Source organism: Bacteriovorax sp. HI3, from assembly GCF_059738875.1.
The window spans coordinates 2,813,002-2,831,026 of sequence record NZ_AP026946.1 but is presented as its reverse complement, the minus strand read 5'-3'; the positions used below and the strand labels follow the sequence as shown (position 1 = coordinate 2,831,026).

Sequence of the window (18,025 nt, the reverse complement as noted above, 5' to 3'; positions counted from 1 at the left end):
ATAGGCCAGTTTATGGTAGGTTTAACCACCATGCTGGCCGCTCTAAAAAACTTCTTCTTTTTTAATGTCTCTCCACTCGTCAAAAAAGGACGAAAAAAAATTCTTACGTTCGAAGACCTGCTTCCTTTACCGGAAGAGCTTAAACTCAACCGCACTCTGGAAGTGGCACCGATTGATTTAAGTTCCCAGAGAAAATTTATTTCTTCACTTGTTGGTGAACAAAAAAAGTTAGTCACAAGAGCGTGGAGCTTTTATGTGATCGGGACACTTTCAAGTTTATCCAGCCCATTTTTTGTGAATCAATTCATCACTCGCCTGACTCGTCTTTCTGAAGGAACAGCGACGTATTGGGAAGTTCTTCCCATTGCTGTGTGTATCGGTTTAATTGGGGTGATGATGGGGATTGGATACCAACATAACTTCTACGCCACTTTAAGGGCAAACGTTTTGATCGTTGCCCGCTTAAACAGATTGATTTTTGAGAAGGCGCTTAAGCTTTCACAAAAGGCCCGCCAGAATGTCAATGTGGGCGATGTGGTCAACCACATGAGTTCAGACACAGAAGCTCTGGCCGAAGTCCCGATGCTCATTGGAGACTTGGGATGGGCGACCCTACTTTTAGTAGGTAGTGTTTCGATGCTTTTTTATTACCTGGGATGGACTGCTCTCATTGCAGTGGCCATTCTGGCGATACTGACTCCGGTCACAAGAAAGATCGCAAAAAGATTCATCCATCTTGAAGATGAGATGATGAAAAAAAGAGACCACCGCGTGACACTGATGGGACAAATCCTTCAGTCAATGCGATTGGTGAAGTATTACGTTTGGGAAGAAGAAATTTCCAATCAAGTTTCACAAGTCAGAGAAGAAGAAGTAAAAGCGAGAAGAAGCCTGGCCAAAGTAGAAATGCTTTCAGGCTTAAGTTTTGTTGCGATTTCCACCCTGGTGTTATTTGTCGCTCTTTGTGTGCACGTCCTAAGAGGCGAAGCTTTAACACCGGCGCTGGTCTTAACTTGTGTTTCACTTTTTGGATTATTACAGGAACCCATCGGGCATTTACCGGGAGTGCTTTCTCGTTTAATCAACGCCTGGGTTTCGGCCAAGAGGATTATTGGATTTTTAAATTCAGAATCAGTTGATGTACAGGTCCTCTCTACAAATGATCGGCCTATTATTTTTGATCGTGTGTCTTATCAAAGTGAAAAGGGCAATTTTGCTTTTAAAGACTTATCATTTTCAATTGCAGAAGGTGAAACTGTCGCGGTTGTGGGGGAAGTTGGTTCTGGAAAAACGACGCTTTTACAATTGATCCTTCAAGAAATTAAACCGCAATCGGGCAGCGTTGCTATTAGCCGCTCAACTCTTGGTTATGTCAGCCAGGAAAGTTATATCATGAATGCGACGGTCTTAGAGAACCTGAAAATGGGGAAAGATGTCAGCGAAGCACGAGTGAAGGAAGTCCTTTATGTTACCTCGATGGAAAGAGATATTAAAAATCTTCCCGGCGGTCTTCTAACTGAGATTGGTGAAAAAGGTGTGAACCTCAGTGGTGGGCAAAAACAGCGCGTGTCTTTAGGCCGCTGTGTGATTCAGGATCCCGACATTGTTTTATTAGATGATCCTCTCTCTGCAGTTGATGTAAACACGGAAAAGGCCCTGGTGAATAACCTGATTCTGGGCGAGTGGAAAAAGAAAACTGTCATCATTGCGACTCACCGTTTAGAGGCTTTAGCTAAGTTTGACCGCATTCTTTTTTTAGAAAATGGAAAAGTTGCGGCCATTGGATCATTAAATGAACTTTTAGAGCAGAGTGAATCGTTTAAGCATTTTTATTCTCATCACCTGGAAGTGCATGCGCTGGAAAAAGATTCAGAGCTGGCCGCTTCAATCAGTGGAGAAAGCGATAAAACTGAAACGCGTTTAATGAGTGATGAGGACCGCGAAGAAGGAGCGGTTAAAGGCTCATTATATATTGATTACATCAAAGCTTTAGGTGGTGAAGGAAAACACCAAAGGGCTATCATTGCGGCCTTAGTTTTAGGAGTCCTGGCCATTTCAGTCTTCCCATTATTTAACCAATGGTGGCTGAGCTGGTTTTCTGGGCATCCGACTCAGATTACGCCGATTCAAGGTGTAATGATCTATGGATTAATTGCGCTTGTGAGTTTAATTGTTCAAATGAGCAATCAGATTTTCTGGCTTAAGCGTGGGATTAAGGCGGGAGTAGAGCTTCACGATAGAATGCTAGCGGCTATTTTAAGAGCACCAGTGCGTTTTTTTGATACGACTCCTGTCGGAAGATTACTTCAGCGTTTTTCGCGTGATTTGGAATCGGTGGATATCCAATTGCAGTGGAGTTTTGAAGCGGCCGTTCAGGCCCTGTTTCAAATTGTGGTTTCACTAAGTTTAATTATTGTTTCCGTACCACTTATTTTAGTGGTGATTATCCCTATCGGGTTTGTGTACTGGAACCTGCAGATTCTCTATAGGGCTTCGGCCAGAGAGGCCAAACGCATGGACTCGATTGCACGTTCACCTCGTTATGCTCATTTTAAAGAGACTTTAGGAGGGCTTCCTGTCATCCGGGCCTATAAAAAAGAAGCGTGGTTTAGGGAGCAGTTTTTCTCTCACCTGGAAAAAAGTCAGCAGGCCTTTGTTAATAACTTTTTACTTAACCGCTGGTTTTCGATTCGCATTCCGATGATCGGAGGGCTTATCTCTGGTTCAACGGCACTGTGTTTGATCGTCAGTGTTTATAATGGATACTTAACAGCGGCGACGGCCGGGCTTGTGATTCTTTACTCAATGTCTTTCTGGGGCGCCTTAAACTGGGGGATTAGAATTCTCTCTGATCTTGAATCGCGCATGACTTCTATTGAACGCATCAGGTTTATGACGAGAATACCAAGTGAAAAACGATTCGTTACTTCTAATCCAGCCGTCGTTGATGAAGCCTGGCCAAGTGAAGGGCGCATTCATTTTTCTAATGTGCATGCCCGCTATGATGAAAGCCTTCCTGAAGTCGTGAAGGGATTAGATGTTACTATTCCCGCTGGTGCACAGGTCGGAATTGTTGGAAGAACTGGCGCAGGAAAGACGACACTTTTTCAAATGATCTATCGTTTTATCAATGTCCATAAAGGAAGAATTGAAATTGATGGAGTAGATATTGCCAGTATCGACCTGGGGACGTTGAGATCAAGACTTGCCATTATTCCACAAGACCCGACACTTTTTATGGGGACTTTAAGAAGTAATTTGGACCCTTATTCGCGAAAGTCGGATGACGAGATCTGGAAAGTTTTAAAAGACACAGGACTAGAAGAATTAGTTAAAAGCTTTCCGTTGGGGCTTCTGTCGGCTGTCAGCGATGGGGGAGCGAACTTATCTCAAGGGCAAAGACAGCTATTTTGCCTGGCCCGTGCACTTTTATTAAATGCTAAAATCATTATGCTTGATGAAGCGACGGCAAGTGTAGATGTTGTGTCTGATGCTAAAATTCAGCGAGTCTTAAGAAGAGAGTTAAAGGGGAAAACAGTTTTAGTTATCGCTCACCGCCTGGGGACAGTCGCAGACCTGGATTACCTGATGGTTATGAATGACGGGCGTCTGGAGTCGTTTAAAGCTCCAAATAGAGAGTTTTTAGAGGAGAGTTCAGCTGAGCTTGGACTCGAAGAAGCTTTAGAAGTTTAATTATTTTTCTGGAAGCTCGACAGTGAATGTTGAGCCTTCGCCTAACACACTTTGAACATAAATATTTCCATGGTGAGCTTCCACAATCTGTTTACAGATATAAAGACCTAAACCAAGACCACCGATATTTTGCTTGTCACTTACGCGCTCAAAGCGTTTAAAAATTCTCTCCTGGTTCTCAGGGGAGATTCCCGGTCCTTGATCAGTGACTTGAATTTTGATCATGTTATTTTCTTTTTTCATTGTCACTTGAATCGGTTTTTTCGGAGCGTATTTCGAAGCATTGGTCAGAAGATTGATAAGCACCTGCTCAATACGAACCTTATCCCATAGACCAACAATGTCCGTTTCAATTTTAACTTCAACCGGAGACTGGGCGTGCTTGAACTGGTGAGAGTACTGGGCCACCACATCCATAATCATTTCTTTCATGCTGAAGTGTTCTTTATTCAAAGAAAGTTTTCCTGCTGAGATACGAGTGACGTCGAGAAGATCGTCAATTAAAACTGAGAGTCTAGTAATCTGGCGGTCAGAGGTTTCAACCATTTTAATCAGTCGTTCAGGTGTCAGGTTAGAGACATTGTCATTATCAATTTGGCGGGCCACACCTTGAATTTGCATTTTTAGGGGAGTCAGTGGAGTGCGCAGCTCATGCGAAGCAATTGATAAGAACTCATCTCGTACTTCGATGGCCTTTTTAGCGTCATCGTAAAGCTGTGAGCGGTGGATGGCCTGGGCGCACTGACGGGCCAGGGCAATCATAAAATCACGTTCAAGCTGATCGAATTTTTTATTGATCGGGAAGCTAAAGCTTAAGGCCCCAAGCGTTTTGCCTTCGACATTCAGGGGAATGTAGGCCACAGCGTATGATTTCTCAAAACGCTCTACAAGGTCAAGGGCAGAGTATTTATCAAGCATGTCTGATGTAATGAACTTGGGTTGACCGGTGCGGACAACTTCAGCAATCGGCACATCTGTAGAGACCGGGAACTTTTTCCATTTTTCAAAAATTTCATCAGGGAAACCAACAAGGCGTTTAAGCTCCAGGAAGTTTTTATCTTCGCCTAATAAAACGATGGAGCCAGTGTTGGCCTCCATGGCTTCAAAGGCCTGTTTAAAAACAACCTCAAAAACTTGATCGGGTGTCAGTGCTTCTGAGAAAGATTCAGTGATACTTTGCAGGCGAGTGGTGCGGTCAATGGCCAGGTTTAGCTGTTCTTGATTGGCCTGAAGAGAGGTGATCATGCGGTTAAAAGCATAAGTCACGCGACCGATTTCATCGTTTTCTAAAATCGGGGCCTGGTAGGTGATATTTCCTAAACCCACTTTTTCAGTCGCATCAAGCAGGTTTAAAATCGACTTGGCCGCATTGCGGGCCATGGCCCATCCGATAGTGATGACAAATGTTAAGAAGAGAATACAAAGGCCAACGGCCACTAAAAGAGGGCGGTAACGGTTTTTGTAGATTGAAGAGAAGATCCCTTCATTTTGTTTGTTGATGTGAATCTGAATTTTTCTTAAGATCTCTTTTGCATCCATCAGGTATTGACTGGTCATTAAGAGATCAGCATTAAGTTCTTCGATCTGATCCTGACTAGTAATTTTATGGATGTTTTTTAGTTTTTGGAAAATCACTTCGTGACTGTGTTCCAATTCATCAAGAGACAAAATAGCGTCGTTTAAGTTTTTAGTTAATAGTTCGTCATCTTTAGTTAAAAGAATACTGTCGTAAAGCAGGCGCTTTGTGACTTTTAAATTTTCTTCAAACTTATAACGAAGTTCGCTGACATCCTTGCGCACGAAAATAACGTTCATATTCTGTTCGGTCGAATTTAAGCTTTCAATCGCCTGAGTGTTTAGACTCAAAAGCGTATTGGCCGTACTCAGTGTTTGGATGTCTTGAAGCTGGTGATAGTTAGAGACGTAAATGGCCAGGAAGCACAGGATGATAAAGAGCACGATCGATAGCATAACCGTGCGCAGACGCTGAACAATAGAAGAGGTTTGATTAAAAGTTTTTTCCATTATGTGCCCTCTTTAACCGCAATGATCTTTACGGTCTTTGGCAGAGGGAATTTTTTAGAAACATAACCAATTCCACCAGGAAAGCGTGAAACCATCTTAACCATCATCGAATCCGAGGTGATTTGAATAGGAGCAATGTGACCGGTGTAGATTTTTTCTCCTATCCAATAAAGCTCAACTTCACGGGATGTTTTTTTGATGTATTTATCTAAAAAAGCTTTGCGGTTTTTGTTGTCGTCGCGGTGATCGAAAAAACGAACGGCATTGCCATTGGGCCAGGTGCGATCCTTTTTCATAAAATAATCTTGAAGTTCTTTTGTTGTCAGAGAATCGAGTGGATTCTTTTGGCTAACAATCACCACGACACTTTCAGCGCTAAAGGCTAAAGAGCTGGAGAAGGCCAGGACCAAAATGAACATCAAGGTTTTAACGAATGGAAATTTCACAGATATATTTATATCCCGAGGAGACGTTCAAATCAATAAACAATGTACGACTCTCTTCATATGAAGCACAGCATATTCAAGTGAAGCATAGCTCAAGGGGCAAAAAGACAAAAGCGAAGGGGATTTTTGGTGAAAGAGGGCAAATTGACGCTTCATTTTTGCGGTCTTTATCTTGCAGTTACCGGGACAGTTTCTTTAACAACACCAACGGAGGTGATTTTATGATCGTAAAGGAATGCATGACTAAGGGAGTGGAGCTTGGAACACCAGAGATGACTCTACATGAAGCGGCCAAGAAAATGCGCGATGGAGATTTTGGAGTTTTGCCTATTCAGAAGAATGATCGTCTCGTTGGAATGTTGACGGATAGAGACATTGCCATTCGCTGTGTAGCAGAGGGACGCGATTATAAAAATATCAATGTCGGTGAAGTGATGACGGAAAGAGTGCTTTATTGCTTTGAAGATCAAACGTTAGATGAAGTGGCCAAAAATTTAGGAGAAAACCAAGTGAGAAGACTTCCGGTGGTTAACCGTGAAAAACGTTTGGTGGGAATTCTCTCTCTTTGCGATTTGGCACATGCGCACCTCAACCCAAAACAACTGGAGAGTACCGTCAATTCGATTACGACTCATGGCCACTCAATGAGCAACAATGATTTTATGTACTAGGAGTTTTTATTAGTAAGCCTGATAGGACGACAAAAAAATAGCAACATCTTGTTGCATCGACTTGGGAGGGCACCTGACTTAAATTCTAGAGTATGAATTTACTTAATAGTTTAAAAAGGTTTCACGCCTTCCTTGGTCTTTTTATCGGGCCCTTTATTTTTATTGCTGCTTTTAGTGGGGCCATTTACGCTTTTACTTTTGCTATGGAGAATTGGGTCTACCGCGATATTTTGACTGTTAAAAAAGGACTGCAGGCAAAATCTCTTGCTGATCAAGTAGAGGCCGCAGAGGCCAAAGTTCATGGTGAATCCCACTTACTTTCAATCAGGCCAGCAGTTAATGAAACGAGTTCTACCCGTGTTCTTTATACCGATTCGACTCTTCCAGCGAGTCAATACCGCACATTGTTTATTGATCCCTACACACTAGAAGTGAAAGCTGATTTGATCACCTATGGTTCAGGGGGAGCGATGCCTGCGCGTATGCAGGTCGATCTTTTTCACCGCGATCTTCTCTTGGGAAAAGGGGGAAGATGGTATAGCGAACTGGCCGCTTCTTGGTTGTGGGTCGCAGGGCTCTCAGGTCTTGTGCTTTTTTGTACCCGTAAAAAACGCGAAGGAAACTCTTATCAGCGTCTGGTGAATAAGCATGTCTCTTTGGGTCTTTTTTCATTGATTGGTGTCTTGATGCTTTCAGTGACCGGACTGACGTGGTCAGAGTTAGCAGGAGAGAATATTTCATGGCTGCGCACTCAGATGCAGTGGCAGACTCCATCGCTTGATACAAAGTTGGATCATCGCCCTTTTAAAGCTTATGAATTCACTCAATTTGATAAAGCTCTTCTTTCAGCTCGCCAAGCGGGAATTGATTCTTCACGCCTCGAAATTAAACCTCCACGAAAAGATAATGAAGGGTGGCAGGTTAATGAGATCGGAAGAAGTTTTCCAAGTGAAGTTGATGGTGTTTTGTTAGACCCTGATACAATGGCGGCGATCGATAAGGTGGAGTTCAGTAAGTTTCCTCTCATGGCCAAATTGACGAGATGGGGGATTGACGTACACATGGGGACACTCTTTGGTTTTGTTAACCAGATGATTGTCGGGCTTATGTCCCTGGGAATTTGCGCCTTAGTCGTTACTGGTTACTGGATGTGGATAAAGCGCAGAGGTTGGCGTTTTAAGAACTCGCTTTATTCAGAATTAAGAAAACTCTCTTTAGAGCAAGTTCTTTATGTTGGGTGTATCGCTCTTCCGGTTGCTTTTTTCTTTCCGCTAATTCTCATCAGCCTCCTTATTTTTATTCCATTCGAGGAAATTTATTTTCGTTTAAAGCGTCCCTAATTGGCCAAGCGACTCGAGATTTCTGGCCGTTAATAAATTTTTCACGCCTCCCTTGTAGTATACCCCCCTATACTATATACTAGAGGGACTATGGCACACACAATTAAAGAAAAAAGCAAAATAACCGCAAGAATCAATCGAATTAAAGGGCAGCTTGAAGCTGTCAGCAAGGCCATCGAAGCCGAGCAGGATTGTTACCAGGTCATGCAGTTGATCGCCTCTTCGCGTGGGGCCTTAAATGGTCTTATGGCAGAGGTTATTGAATCTCATATTCGCGAGCACATCGTTCATTCAGAAAGTAAAAAAGAAGCATCAGAGTCTGCCGAAGATCTTATTGATGTGATGAAAAGTTTTTTAAAGTAGGCATATATGCAAAAGCACTCTTGCAAAGATCACGACCATCATCATGACCACGATCACCACCATGGCCACTCTCATGGGGGAGGCTTAGGTCATCATCACCATCATCACGGACCAAAAAATTACAATTTTGCTTTTGCCTTTGGCATTGGACTCAATATTATTTTCGTAGTTGTTGAAGCCGTTTATGGTTACTTTTCTAATTCATTGGCACTGATGGCAGACGCCGGACATAATTTAAGTGATGTCGCTGGTCTTGTCCTGGCATGGGGAGCAGTCTGGCTTACGACAAAAAAACCAAATGGACGATATACTTATGGTTTTCGCAAATCGACGATTCTCTCTGCGCTTTTTAATGCCCTCATTTTAATGGTTGCTGTTGGTTTTATTATCTGGGAAGCGATCGCACGCTTAAATCATCCTGCCCCAATTCAATCTGGCACGGTGATTATTGTGGCCTTAGTTGGTATTGTGATTAACGGCTTAACGGCCCTGCTCTTTTTTAAAGATAAAGATCATGACATCAATTTAAAAGGGGCCTACTTACACATGGCCGCTGATGCTCTCATTTCTCTGGGAGTTGTTGTCTCGGGAGTGGTGATTTCCTACACATCATGGGAATGGCTTGACCCTGCTGTAAGTATCGCGATCTCTTTAATTATTGTTTATGGCACATGGGATTTATTAAAAGGCTCAGTTCATCTCTCAATGGATGCTGTCCCTTACGGTATTGATCAGGACGAAGTAAAAAAATACCTGGAGTCACTTCCCGATGTAAAAGATGTGCATGACTTACATATCTGGCCGATCAGTACAACTGAAAATGCTTTAAGTGCTCACTTGTCTCTTAGCGATTCTATTCTTCGTAATGAAAGAATCGAAACGATTTCAAAAGTCTTAAAAGAGCGCTTTAAAATTGATCACCCGACTCTACAATTCGAGTTGTGGGACGAAAATTATCACTGTGCTTTTAAATCCCATGACGTTTTATAGAAAACGTGAGAAGATAGAGCCCTAATCGGACGAGGTGCGCCGTACCCGACAAGCAAAGACGACGCTTTAAACTTTATTTTTAATGGAGGTTATTGTGTCACAAACGATGTCGTGGGTTCTTTTAGTTATCGCTGGTCTTTTGGAAGTGGGCTGGGCCATTGGCCTGAAGTACACAGAAGGATTCACTAAAGTCACTCCTAGTATTCTTACAGTTTCGGCCATGGTGGTGAGTATGCTTCTCTTAGGAAAAGCGACGAATGCATTACCTATTGGAACGGCTTACGGCGTGTGGGTGGGGATTGGAACAGTTGGGGCTTCTATACTCGGGATTTATCTATTTAAAGAGCCAGCTTCAGCAATGAAGATCTTCTTTCTGGTGACTTTAATTATCTCAATTATCGGTCTTAAAGTTACTTCTGCGTCTTAAGAAATTCTTTGAGCCAAACAAAGACATTGTCTTGTTCTGGTAAAAGATTTTTGCGCTCAAGTGAGTTTAGTTTAATGAGGTCTTCGTAAAAGTCGACATCAAATTCTTTAGGCAAAAAAGAGAATTTTAATCGGTTTAATTCTTCAATGAGTTTCGCGGCCGTTTCATCTGTAGAGTATGGAATGGCCTTCCATGATTTTTTATCGATAGGTTTTTTTCCACCGAAAAGATAAAAACCGCCATCATCTGTTTCTCCCATGACATAGTCTGTTTGTTCGATTTTTTTGGTAGCTTCTATTAATCTTTCAGCTGGAAGATGAGGAAGATCTGCTCCGATTAAATAAACGGAAGAATGTTTTTTTTGTAGTGTAGAGTAGATGTGGTGTAAGCGTTCGCCCAGGTCTCCTTCTCCTTGTGAGATTGTTGAGAAGTTTGCCCATAAAGGATTTCCTAGTTCCGCATTTTCAGCAACGGCCCAGTATACGGCGAGTTCTCCTTTGGCCTCTCGTGCGGCCTCTGCTGCTACAGCTTCAGTTGCTTTTAAAGAGAGATGAAAAAACTCTTCTGCTTTTTCCTTACCAACGACAGAAGCAAGCCTGCTTTTCACAGTAGAGACGCCTGGAGTTTTAACAAAAATAGCAACGGCCGGGCGCTTATGGGGACGGATGGTCTTGAGCCATTCAGGAAAGGCCTGCTTATAAGTCAGATAGACGTGAGTGAGCGTTGTTTTTAGCCAACCGTGATCCTGATATTTCCGCGGGCTTGTTTCAAGTGTTTCATTCACTGGAACAATATCGATTCCATGTTGATGGGCACGCCAGACGAGGAGGTGATCTTCACCATAAGGTGCATCCAGGTCAAATTGGCCAAGCTGGTAAAAAACTTTTTTGGACATAACAAGTCCCTGGTCGCCAAAGGGCATCTTTAGCCAGCGCGATCGCATCCAGACACCAAGAGCGTTTAAGCTCATAAGTTTTGGCCCAGTTTTGGAAAACGTTAAGTCGAAAAAATAAAGTGCATTAGGATTCTCTTTAAAACGGCTTAAAAGAGATGTGAGATTATTTTCTTTAATTTTTGTATCAGCATGGAGAAACCATAAAAGAGAGTGACGGGCCGCTTTCGCCCCGGTATTGAGTTGCCTGGCCCTTCCCTGAGAAGAGTAAACGAAGCGTACTTTTTCGTTAGTGCTTGTTTTGTTTTTGAAATCCGGGCCAACTAAAATAATTTCAAAAGAAGCATTGAATGCAAGAAGAGAATGGACTAATGATTCCCAGCAGGAATCAGAGCTCTTGACCGGAATAACAATACTTAATTGATTCATAAGTTATGTCAGGGCCCCGCCGCAGGAACTTCCTGCACCAGCAGTACAGCCATAACAATGATCACCAAGAGCAATTGTTTTTTCAACAAACTCATTGAAGTTTTCAAAGTCCCACAGAGTGATTTTTTTGGCGGCAGCAGGCAGCTCCAGCATTTGATTGAAGTCACAATCATAAACTTGCCCATCCCATCCAATAGAGACGAGAGTTTTGCACATTACTGAATCAGCTGCTTTTGGGTTAAAGTTATTTACTAAAAGCTCCATGTAACTTTCATATTTCCCCTGACGGTTAAGGTCATCGAGGAAGCGCTTGATGGGCATATTGGTAATTGTGAAGAGATTGTTGAATTCGATATTAAAGTAATGTTTTAATTCTTTTTTATAATCGGCCTGAAGTTTTTCCTGTGCCCCTGGAAGAAAAGCGCCACCTGGATTGTAAACCAGGTCAAGGGCAAGTCCCGTTCCTGGAACACCATAACCAAGAGAGTTTAGAAGTTTTAAGGCCTCGACACTTTTATCAAAGACTCCGCGCCCTCGTTGCTTATCAACGTTGTCTTTTGTATAGCAGGGAAGAGAAGCGATTACGTGGATTTTGTTGTCTTTTAAAAACTGCGGAAGATCTTCCTGTCCTTTTTCATAGAAGACTGTCAGGTTACAGCGGTCGATGACTTCCAGATTTCTGCTTCTGGCAAATAAAACAAGCTTTTTAAAAGAGGGGTTGAGCTCCGGTGCTCCGCCTGTGAGGTCAATTGTTTTAAGAGTCGGAGTTTTTTCAATCAGTGCGATGATTCTATCGACAGTTGCTTCCGACATGATTTCAGTGCGCAATGGTCCGGCCTCTACATGGCAGTGGTGGCAGGCCTGATTGCATAATTTACCAACATTGATTTGCAATGTTTCAATCGCACTTCTTTTTAGATCTATTTTATGATCGCGAATCTTTTTAGCAAAAGCTACAACATTGCTCATGATGTTTTCTCCGAAGAGGTAAAAGTTATTTCTGCAATTTCAGATTTAACCATAAAACGGTTAGGTGGTCCCCAAAATCCTGTCCCGCTGTGGACATAAATATTCATCCCTTCATGGTTGTGAAGGCCTTTAACGTAAGGCTGAATCAAATAAACAATCAGGTTCCATGGAAAGCCCTGTCCACCGTGAGTGTGGCCAGAGAGCTGAGTGTGGAAACCTTCTTTGACAGCAGCAAAACAGCTTTTTGGTTGATGTGCTAAAAGTATTTTGTATGCGTCCTTGGGAATGCCTGCGGCGGCTTTTTTTGGATCAGAAGCACGTGCTTTATCCAGGCGATCAGCTGATGGATCGTTCACTCCCGCGAGGTAAAAATCTACATTGGCATGTTGAAGTTTTACGTGTTCATTTATCAAAGGATTTAGTCCTGAGCTCTTGGCCCATTCAAGCCACTCGTTAGCATACCAGTAGTACTCATGGTTACCTAAAATGTAGTAGACTCCGTGTTTGGCCTTTAAATTCAATAGAGGCGCCATCTCGTCGCGAAGGAATTCGACTGTGCCATCGATGCAGTCTCCAGTAAGGGCGATGATGTCAGCTTCCATGGCATTGACGGTCTTGACCAGTTCTTCGCAAAATTCTTTTTTTAGAGTTGGCCCGATATGCATGTCAGAGAGCTGGACGATTTTTAATCCATGGAGTCCTGAATGTTCAGGAGGTAGAGGAATGGAAACTTTAACAATCTCCGGGGTAAAAGACTGGTAGAAGCCAACCCCTGTGACGGTTGTGGCACTTCCTAATCCGGCAAGCAGGACATTCTTTTTTAAGAAGTCGCGGCGGGATTGATCGATTTCTTTGTGAGGGTATTTTTTTGTTCTCCAGCGATACAACAACCGGGAGATATCAAGACCGATACATAGAAGAATACTCAGACCGAGAAAACCTAAGAGGACGTAACTTAGGTTCATTAAAAAGTAGAAGGTCTTTGAATGGATATAGATATTCTGGAGCCTGTAGACAAAACGGAAGTAGGCGCAGAAGAGAAAAAGGAAGTCAAAAAGGTAAAGCCATCTTCTGGAAAGTGGAAGAACGTCAATAATATTGCGTTTCATGCTAGAGCGCACATAAAACCACAAGATAAGTGTAAATAGAGCTGAACCGATAATAGGTATAATTGTCATTCATTTATTATAATGAATATTTTTTCGTTATAAATTAAAATAACGACATGGAACTTATGACTAAGAGACAAGTGATTATAATCGGCGCCGGACCTGCAGGTTTGGCCTTAGGGTATCACTTACAGCAGGCAGGAATTGATTACTTGATTTTAGAGCAGAACGATGCCGCCGGCTCTAGCTGGAATGCTATGCCTGACCATCTCTCTCTAATAACCCAATGGCATTCAAATAACCTGATTGATGAAGATCTGCCTCTTTTTGAAAGATCAAAAAGCCATTCGGCCAAGGAGTTTTCAGCTTACCTGAGGGATTTTGCCCGACATCGCGCTTTGAGTATTTCTTACCGGGTTAAAGTGAAAAAAGTGAGCAGGGAAAAGCAGTTTTTTTATATTGAAACTGATATGGGCATTTATCGCTCAGAGGTGGTGGTTGATTGTAGAGGGTATTTTAATTTTCCTTACACTCCCTCTTTCCCGGTAGTGGGTTCACCTCCTCTTATGCTCCATTTTAAGGATTACCGCAACACTCGAGATGTGGAAGGTCGAAAAAATATTCTGATCGTTGGAAAGCGTTTATCTGCTGGTCAGCTGGTAAGAGAGCTCTCAGCAGTAAAAAAGCATAAGCTTTTCCTGGCCACCCGCAGTCCTATTAAATACAGTTCGCGCCCCTTCGTTTACAATTTCTTCCTTCGTCACCTGGGAATTCTGGAGAAAATCATCAAGAAGATGAAAATAAACATCAAAGCAGAGATTGATGTCCCAATGGAATTTTCGGTCAAAAATATTGTGGAAAAAGAAGTCCAGATCAGAGGCGAAATTAAAAGAATTGAAAATCATGATGTCTTTTTTTCTGATGGGCATAAAGAGGAGATTGATGCCATTATTTTTGCAACTGGATTTCATCCACCAGTAGAAGATTTGGGAGATGACTTTGAATCAAAATCAACACCAGGGCTTTATTACTTAGGCAGAAGCGGCCAGCGCAGTTTCACTAGTCGTTTTATTAGAGGGATTCGCGAAGATGCCCCTGAACTTTGTAAGTTGATCGCAGAAAAACTTTCTTTAAGCATTAAAGACCAGTAAGAGTAAAATCCCACTGGAAATAAGAAGAGCATCATAATGCTACGATCAATAAGACTCGCTAACAAAGCTGTTTCAAATTGAATTCCGTACTGTTTTCCAATATAAGCTGTTGCCATTTCTTTGACCCCAATATTGCCGGGAACAACCTGAAAAAAAGAAGAGGCAAGCAGGATAAGACTCATTTCAATCGTTTCTGTTAGACCCAGGTCAATCCCGATGGCCTTAAATGAAAGATAAATTTTAACCGGGTTAATCAGCAACATCCCCAGGTAACAAAGAGATGAAACACTCATAATTTTTTTATCTACAAGATACTTTTTAGGAGAGTATTTCGCATCCATTTTAAAAAGACTGATAACAAAGTCAGAAGCAAAAACAAAAATCAAAGAACTCACCGTCACGCAGACATAGAGGATTTCCAGTGCGTAAAAAAGCGGGTTGATGTGGGAGAGAAAAAGATGACAATAAATCGCCCCAAAAATACCCAGCATTAAAAAGCCAGTCATAACCACGGCCAGCCCCATCGAAAGAAGCTCTCTTTTTGAAATATGGTACTTGTCGTGAAGATAGAGAAGGCGAATCGCACTTCCTCCACGGGCAGGAAGAAGATAATTAAACATTTCTGAAATGGTCGCTAGTCCATACCAATCTCTAAATTTTAAATAAACCCCATATTTACTTAATGGGTAGGCATGAGTGATCCCCAACAGGAGATAATTGACTACGTGGAAGCCGATAAGCCAGGCAATAATCGAGAGATCAATTTGTTTGAGTCGTTCAAAGGATTCACCATTGCGGTAAACATACACGGCAAGTCCTACTAAAAGGGCCAGAGAAAGAAAGAGCAGGAAGAAGTGATAAAGAGTTTTCCAGCTGGACTTCATTTCACCGCCAAAACCTGAGGCTTAAAAACACGCAGGAAGCGGAAATGAATGTTGCTTAAGAAGAAAACCCAGCTAAAGCGCCAGGTGATAATGCTTATATCAAAAAGGACTCGGGCAAAAGGTTTGGTCCTCGTTGTGTAAAACTCAAGAGCAAGGGGTTCTCCCTTTTTATTCAAAAGACCTTTTTGAGCGATACCATTAAAAAGAGATCGTGGAGTTGTTCGCAAAATAGAGTGCTTTGGAATACGGATGCCAATTCCTTTTTCCAGGACTTGTAAAAGTCCCTGATGACAAGTTGGTGTGCGCTTATTTTTTAGAGTAAGCAAGTAATCCTGTAGTTTGAGTAAATCTTCTTTTGAGATATTTTTAATTCGGATAAACACTGCGGCCCTAACGCTATCGAGGCGAGAAGGCTGCACTTTACAAGGATTGATACTAAAGCGCGGGTGGAATTCTTCTTTTCCACAAATTAAAAAGCAGTGATAGTTTGTTGGAGAAAAACCGATAATCAGCTCGTCTTCAATATTCAAGCGATCGCCAAAATACCAAATCCCGTCGTTCGTTCCGTCGGGTTTAGTGACTTCGTGAGAGAGGTTAATAAAAAAATCTTTTGTTAGATTCATAATTTTTTTAAAGTGAGTTCACTTTTAATACTTTTTCCATCAAACGATCAAAGAGGTTAGGAAGGCCTTTTGCTGGATCAAATTTATAACCTCTAGAGAGTTTTCTTAAGTCGACAAAGAAAAGATTCCCTTTAGCTCCTCTGGCCACAACTCTTTCATCGGTAAAGCGTGCCAGGAATTGTTCCTGAGGTTTTACAACTGAGCGCTCGCCAACATAAACCTTGTGGGCGAAATATTGTTTTTCAATTGGCCTTCTACATACTGTTTGTCTTCCAGCTTCCGTATAAATTTTGTAAGTGTCAGTCATCCAGTGCCCCGTAATTGTGTTAACAGCGGGGTATGGGGCTGGATTTCCCCATCCAATTCTTTTTTTATTTCCGTTAGTATTTGAGAACCATGGAAAAATTGTTCTTAAGAAACACACGAACTCCAGGAACTCTACGCGGTCGTAATTTCTGTTTCTAAAAATAGTCACCGGCTCTCTTTTTTCTTCTTTCACAAAACGTTTAAAAGAGGCCTGAAAGTCAGGGTGGCTAAAATGAGTGATAGCATCTTTGAAATCATTGAAGATAAGAAATCCACCGTTATAGTGAACGCATCCGTGGATATAGTTAATTGCCGGTGGCATTCTGTCAGGTTTACCTTGCGGGTATTTTTTTGATTGAGCTGAATTCTCAACCATCTTGCGCATATAGTTTCCTACGTCGCATACAATCTCTTCATCGCTTGGTCCGTCTTGGTATTCTGGAGAGCGCACAGATTGGAAAACAATATTTTGTGTCCAGATAGGTTGATTCGTTTCAGGGTTTAATCCAGTGACCATCGGGTGATCTTCAGTCAGCAGTCCGCCCTTCATAGGTTTAACCCACACGATATTAAAAACGTTGAGAATTCCCCACGTGTTGTGCACAGTTAGGCGTGTCCAGATGATGCCGGTTCTTACAAGATCAATCAAGGTCAATAATGACTTCATAAAGGCCTCTTCCAAGGTGATAAAATAGGGTTCATTTGGGAGTATAGCCCTTGCTTAGATTCAAGGGGGAGGGATTGAAATTTTTACATTCACTGTAGATAAATTGTCATAGTAGAAATTGACGGCTTCCCCTATACTTAAGGGATCAATTAACTTTTAAGAAGGACTTTAAAAGATGAAAACGATCGCTTTGTTAGCCTTATTATTGAGCAGTTCCCATGTTTTTGCAGAGTTAGCCCCCTTAAAATTCGGGGTTGGTCTCTTCCAGCCAGACAAAGAAAAAAACGATGCGACTTATAGGCCGCTGGCGGATTATCTTGCTCGTGAACTTAAACGTCCGGTTGAATTAAAAACAGTGGATACTTGGGAAGGGCTGGCAAAGTCGATTGCAGCAGGAGAGACTGACATCGCTCTCATGGGTCCATGGGGTTATGTACTTGCTAATAACGAAGCAGGTGCTGAGGCCGTGGCAACGATTCTCTATGATGGGAAGCCTGAGTACTATGCCATCATCGTGACTCACCCAAATTCTGGGATTACAAAAACTGAGCAACTCAAAGGGAAGACCTTTGCCTTTGGTGATAAAGGTTCAACGTCTGGTTACTTGATTCCTTTCCACTATTTTCAAAAAACATTCAACGTAAAAGAGCCGGAAGAATTTTTCTCTAAAGTTCTTTATACAAAACACCAGGCGATTGAAACTCAAGTGACAGCTGGAGAGCTGGATGCTGGTGCAGACTACAACCGCAACCGCAACGCGATGATTGAGCAAGGTCTTATTGATGAGAAGAAGTCAGTGATCATCTGGACATCTTCGCCGCTGCCAAATGATGCGATGGCCGTAAGTGCTGAACTGAAGAAAGATAAGAAGTTTGTCGCTTCTCTTCAAAAAGCTCTGGAGAATGTAGGAAAAGAATTAAAGACAAATACGACTCTTCTTCCAGCTCACTACACCGGCTTTGTAAAAAAAGATAATACTTTCTATCGTCCGATCAAAGAAGCGGGATTGGCGACAGGGAAACTCGTTCCTAAAAAATAAT

The 18,025-nt window shown here is 42.2% G+C and carries 15 protein-coding genes, 1 pseudogene and 1 riboswitch; of the genes and pseudogenes, 8 read left to right on the top strand and 8 right to left on the bottom strand.

The features are described 5' to 3' along the window. Positions 1-12 precede the first annotated feature (12 nt). A complete protein-coding gene (locus tag AC6JA8_RS14010) occupies positions 13-3,693 on the top strand; it encodes an ABC transporter transmembrane domain-containing protein (protein ID WP_497974352.1) in 3,681 nt (1,226 codons plus the stop codon). Here the strand turns inward: AC6JA8_RS14010 and AC6JA8_RS14005 are convergent, their stop codons facing one another. Both AC6JA8_RS14005 and AC6JA8_RS14000 read right to left on the bottom strand, forming a co-directional pair. Next, the gene (locus tag AC6JA8_RS14005; protein WP_497974351.1) at positions 3,694-5,718 is read right to left on the bottom strand and encodes an ATP-binding protein; all 2,025 of its coding nucleotides are present in this window, start codon (positions 5,716-5,718) and stop codon (positions 3,694-3,696) included. It abuts the gene before it with no gap. Beyond that, positions 5,718-6,164: a hypothetical protein gene (locus AC6JA8_RS14000; RefSeq protein WP_497974350.1), complete on the bottom strand. Its 447-nt coding sequence runs from the start codon at positions 6,162-6,164 to the stop codon at positions 5,718-5,720. Before AC6JA8_RS14000 ends, AC6JA8_RS14005 begins: the two co-directional genes overlap by 1 nt. Positions 6,165-6,385: 221 nt before the next feature. On the opposite strand from AC6JA8_RS14000, the gene AC6JA8_RS13995 reads away from it, so the two are divergent. The 5 genes from AC6JA8_RS13995 (at position 6,386) to sugE (ending at position 9,955) form a co-directional block, all read left to right on the top strand. Further along, positions 6,386-6,835: a CBS domain-containing protein gene (locus AC6JA8_RS13995; protein WP_497974349.1), complete on the top strand. Its 450-nt coding sequence runs from the start codon at positions 6,386-6,388 to the stop codon at positions 6,833-6,835. Between the two features lie 92 nt (positions 6,836-6,927). Then, positions 6,928-8,175: a PepSY-associated TM helix domain-containing protein gene (locus tag AC6JA8_RS13990; RefSeq protein ID WP_497974348.1), complete on the top strand. Its 1,248-nt coding sequence runs from the start codon at positions 6,928-6,930 to the stop codon at positions 8,173-8,175. A gap of 90 nt (positions 8,176-8,265) precedes the next feature. Further along, positions 8,266-8,538 (top strand): metal/formaldehyde-sensitive transcriptional repressor, encoded by a 273-nt coding sequence (locus AC6JA8_RS13985; RefSeq protein ID WP_102244423.1) that lies wholly within the window; start codon positions 8,266-8,268, stop codon positions 8,536-8,538. Positions 8,539-8,544: 6 nt separating this feature from the next. Further along, positions 8,545-9,528 (top strand): cation diffusion facilitator family transporter, encoded by a 984-nt coding sequence (locus tag AC6JA8_RS13980; protein ID WP_497974347.1) that lies wholly within the window; start codon positions 8,545-8,547, stop codon positions 9,526-9,528. A gap of 7 nt (positions 9,529-9,535) precedes the next feature. Next, positions 9,536-9,596: riboswitch (guanidine-III (ykkC-III) riboswitch) on the top strand. Positions 9,597-9,634: 38 nt separating this feature from the next. Then, entirely contained in the window at positions 9,635-9,955 is a 321-nt protein-coding gene (sugE, locus tag AC6JA8_RS13975; RefSeq protein ID WP_102244421.1) for a quaternary ammonium compound efflux SMR transporter SugE, read from the top strand. Here sugE and AC6JA8_RS13970 read toward each other — a convergent pair. Genes AC6JA8_RS13970 through AC6JA8_RS13960 form a run of 3 tightly spaced genes read right to left on the bottom strand, consistent with a single transcriptional unit; the run spans position 9,939 to position 13,423 of the window. Next, positions 9,939-11,276: a TIGR04282 family arsenosugar biosynthesis glycosyltransferase gene (locus AC6JA8_RS13970; RefSeq protein ID WP_497974346.1), complete on the bottom strand. Its 1,338-nt coding sequence runs from the start codon at positions 11,274-11,276 to the stop codon at positions 9,939-9,941. The two genes, sugE and AC6JA8_RS13970, sit on opposite strands and share 17 nt — an antisense overlap. 3 nt (positions 11,277-11,279) lie before the next feature. Continuing rightward, positions 11,280-12,245 (bottom strand): arsenosugar biosynthesis radical SAM (seleno)protein ArsS, encoded by a 966-nt coding sequence (gene arsS / locus AC6JA8_RS13965; protein WP_497974345.1) that lies wholly within the window; start codon positions 12,243-12,245, stop codon positions 11,280-11,282. Continuing rightward, positions 12,242-13,423 carry a metallophosphoesterase gene (locus tag AC6JA8_RS13960; RefSeq protein WP_497974344.1) on the bottom strand — a complete coding sequence of 394 codons (1,182 nt, stop codon included), beginning with the start codon at positions 13,421-13,423 and terminating at the stop codon, positions 12,242-12,244. The genes arsS and AC6JA8_RS13960 overlap by 4 nt, the downstream gene beginning before the upstream one ends. A gap of 47 nt (positions 13,424-13,470) precedes the next feature. Between AC6JA8_RS13960 and AC6JA8_RS13955 the strand changes: the two are divergent. Beyond that, positions 13,471-14,337, top strand: a pseudogene (locus AC6JA8_RS13955) (FAD-dependent oxidoreductase); the annotation flags it as partial. Positions 14,338-14,381: 44 nt separating this feature from the next. Here the strand turns inward: AC6JA8_RS13955 and AC6JA8_RS13950 are convergent. From AC6JA8_RS13950 to AC6JA8_RS13940, 3 genes are read right to left on the bottom strand one after another with little or no spacing between them, the layout of a single operon-like run. Then, the gene (locus AC6JA8_RS13950) at positions 14,382-15,389 is read right to left on the bottom strand and encodes a lysylphosphatidylglycerol synthase transmembrane domain-containing protein (RefSeq protein ID WP_497974343.1); all 1,008 of its coding nucleotides are present in this window, start codon (positions 15,387-15,389) and stop codon (positions 14,382-14,384) included. Further along, on the bottom strand, positions 15,386-16,012 hold the full coding sequence (locus tag AC6JA8_RS13945) for a hypothetical protein (protein WP_497974342.1): 627 nt from the start codon (positions 16,010-16,012) through the stop codon (positions 15,386-15,388). Before AC6JA8_RS13945 ends, AC6JA8_RS13950 begins: the two co-directional genes overlap by 4 nt. A gap of 7 nt (positions 16,013-16,019) precedes the next feature. Continuing rightward, positions 16,020-16,985 (bottom strand): hypothetical protein, encoded by a 966-nt coding sequence (locus tag AC6JA8_RS13940; protein ID WP_497974341.1) that lies wholly within the window; start codon positions 16,983-16,985, stop codon positions 16,020-16,022. Positions 16,986-17,160: 175 nt separating this feature from the next. On the opposite strand from AC6JA8_RS13940, the gene AC6JA8_RS13935 reads away from it, so the two are divergent. Next, entirely contained in the window at positions 17,161-18,024 is an 864-nt protein-coding gene (locus AC6JA8_RS13935) for a phosphate/phosphite/phosphonate ABC transporter substrate-binding protein (RefSeq protein WP_497974340.1), read from the top strand. Position 18,025: the final 1 nt, after the last annotated feature.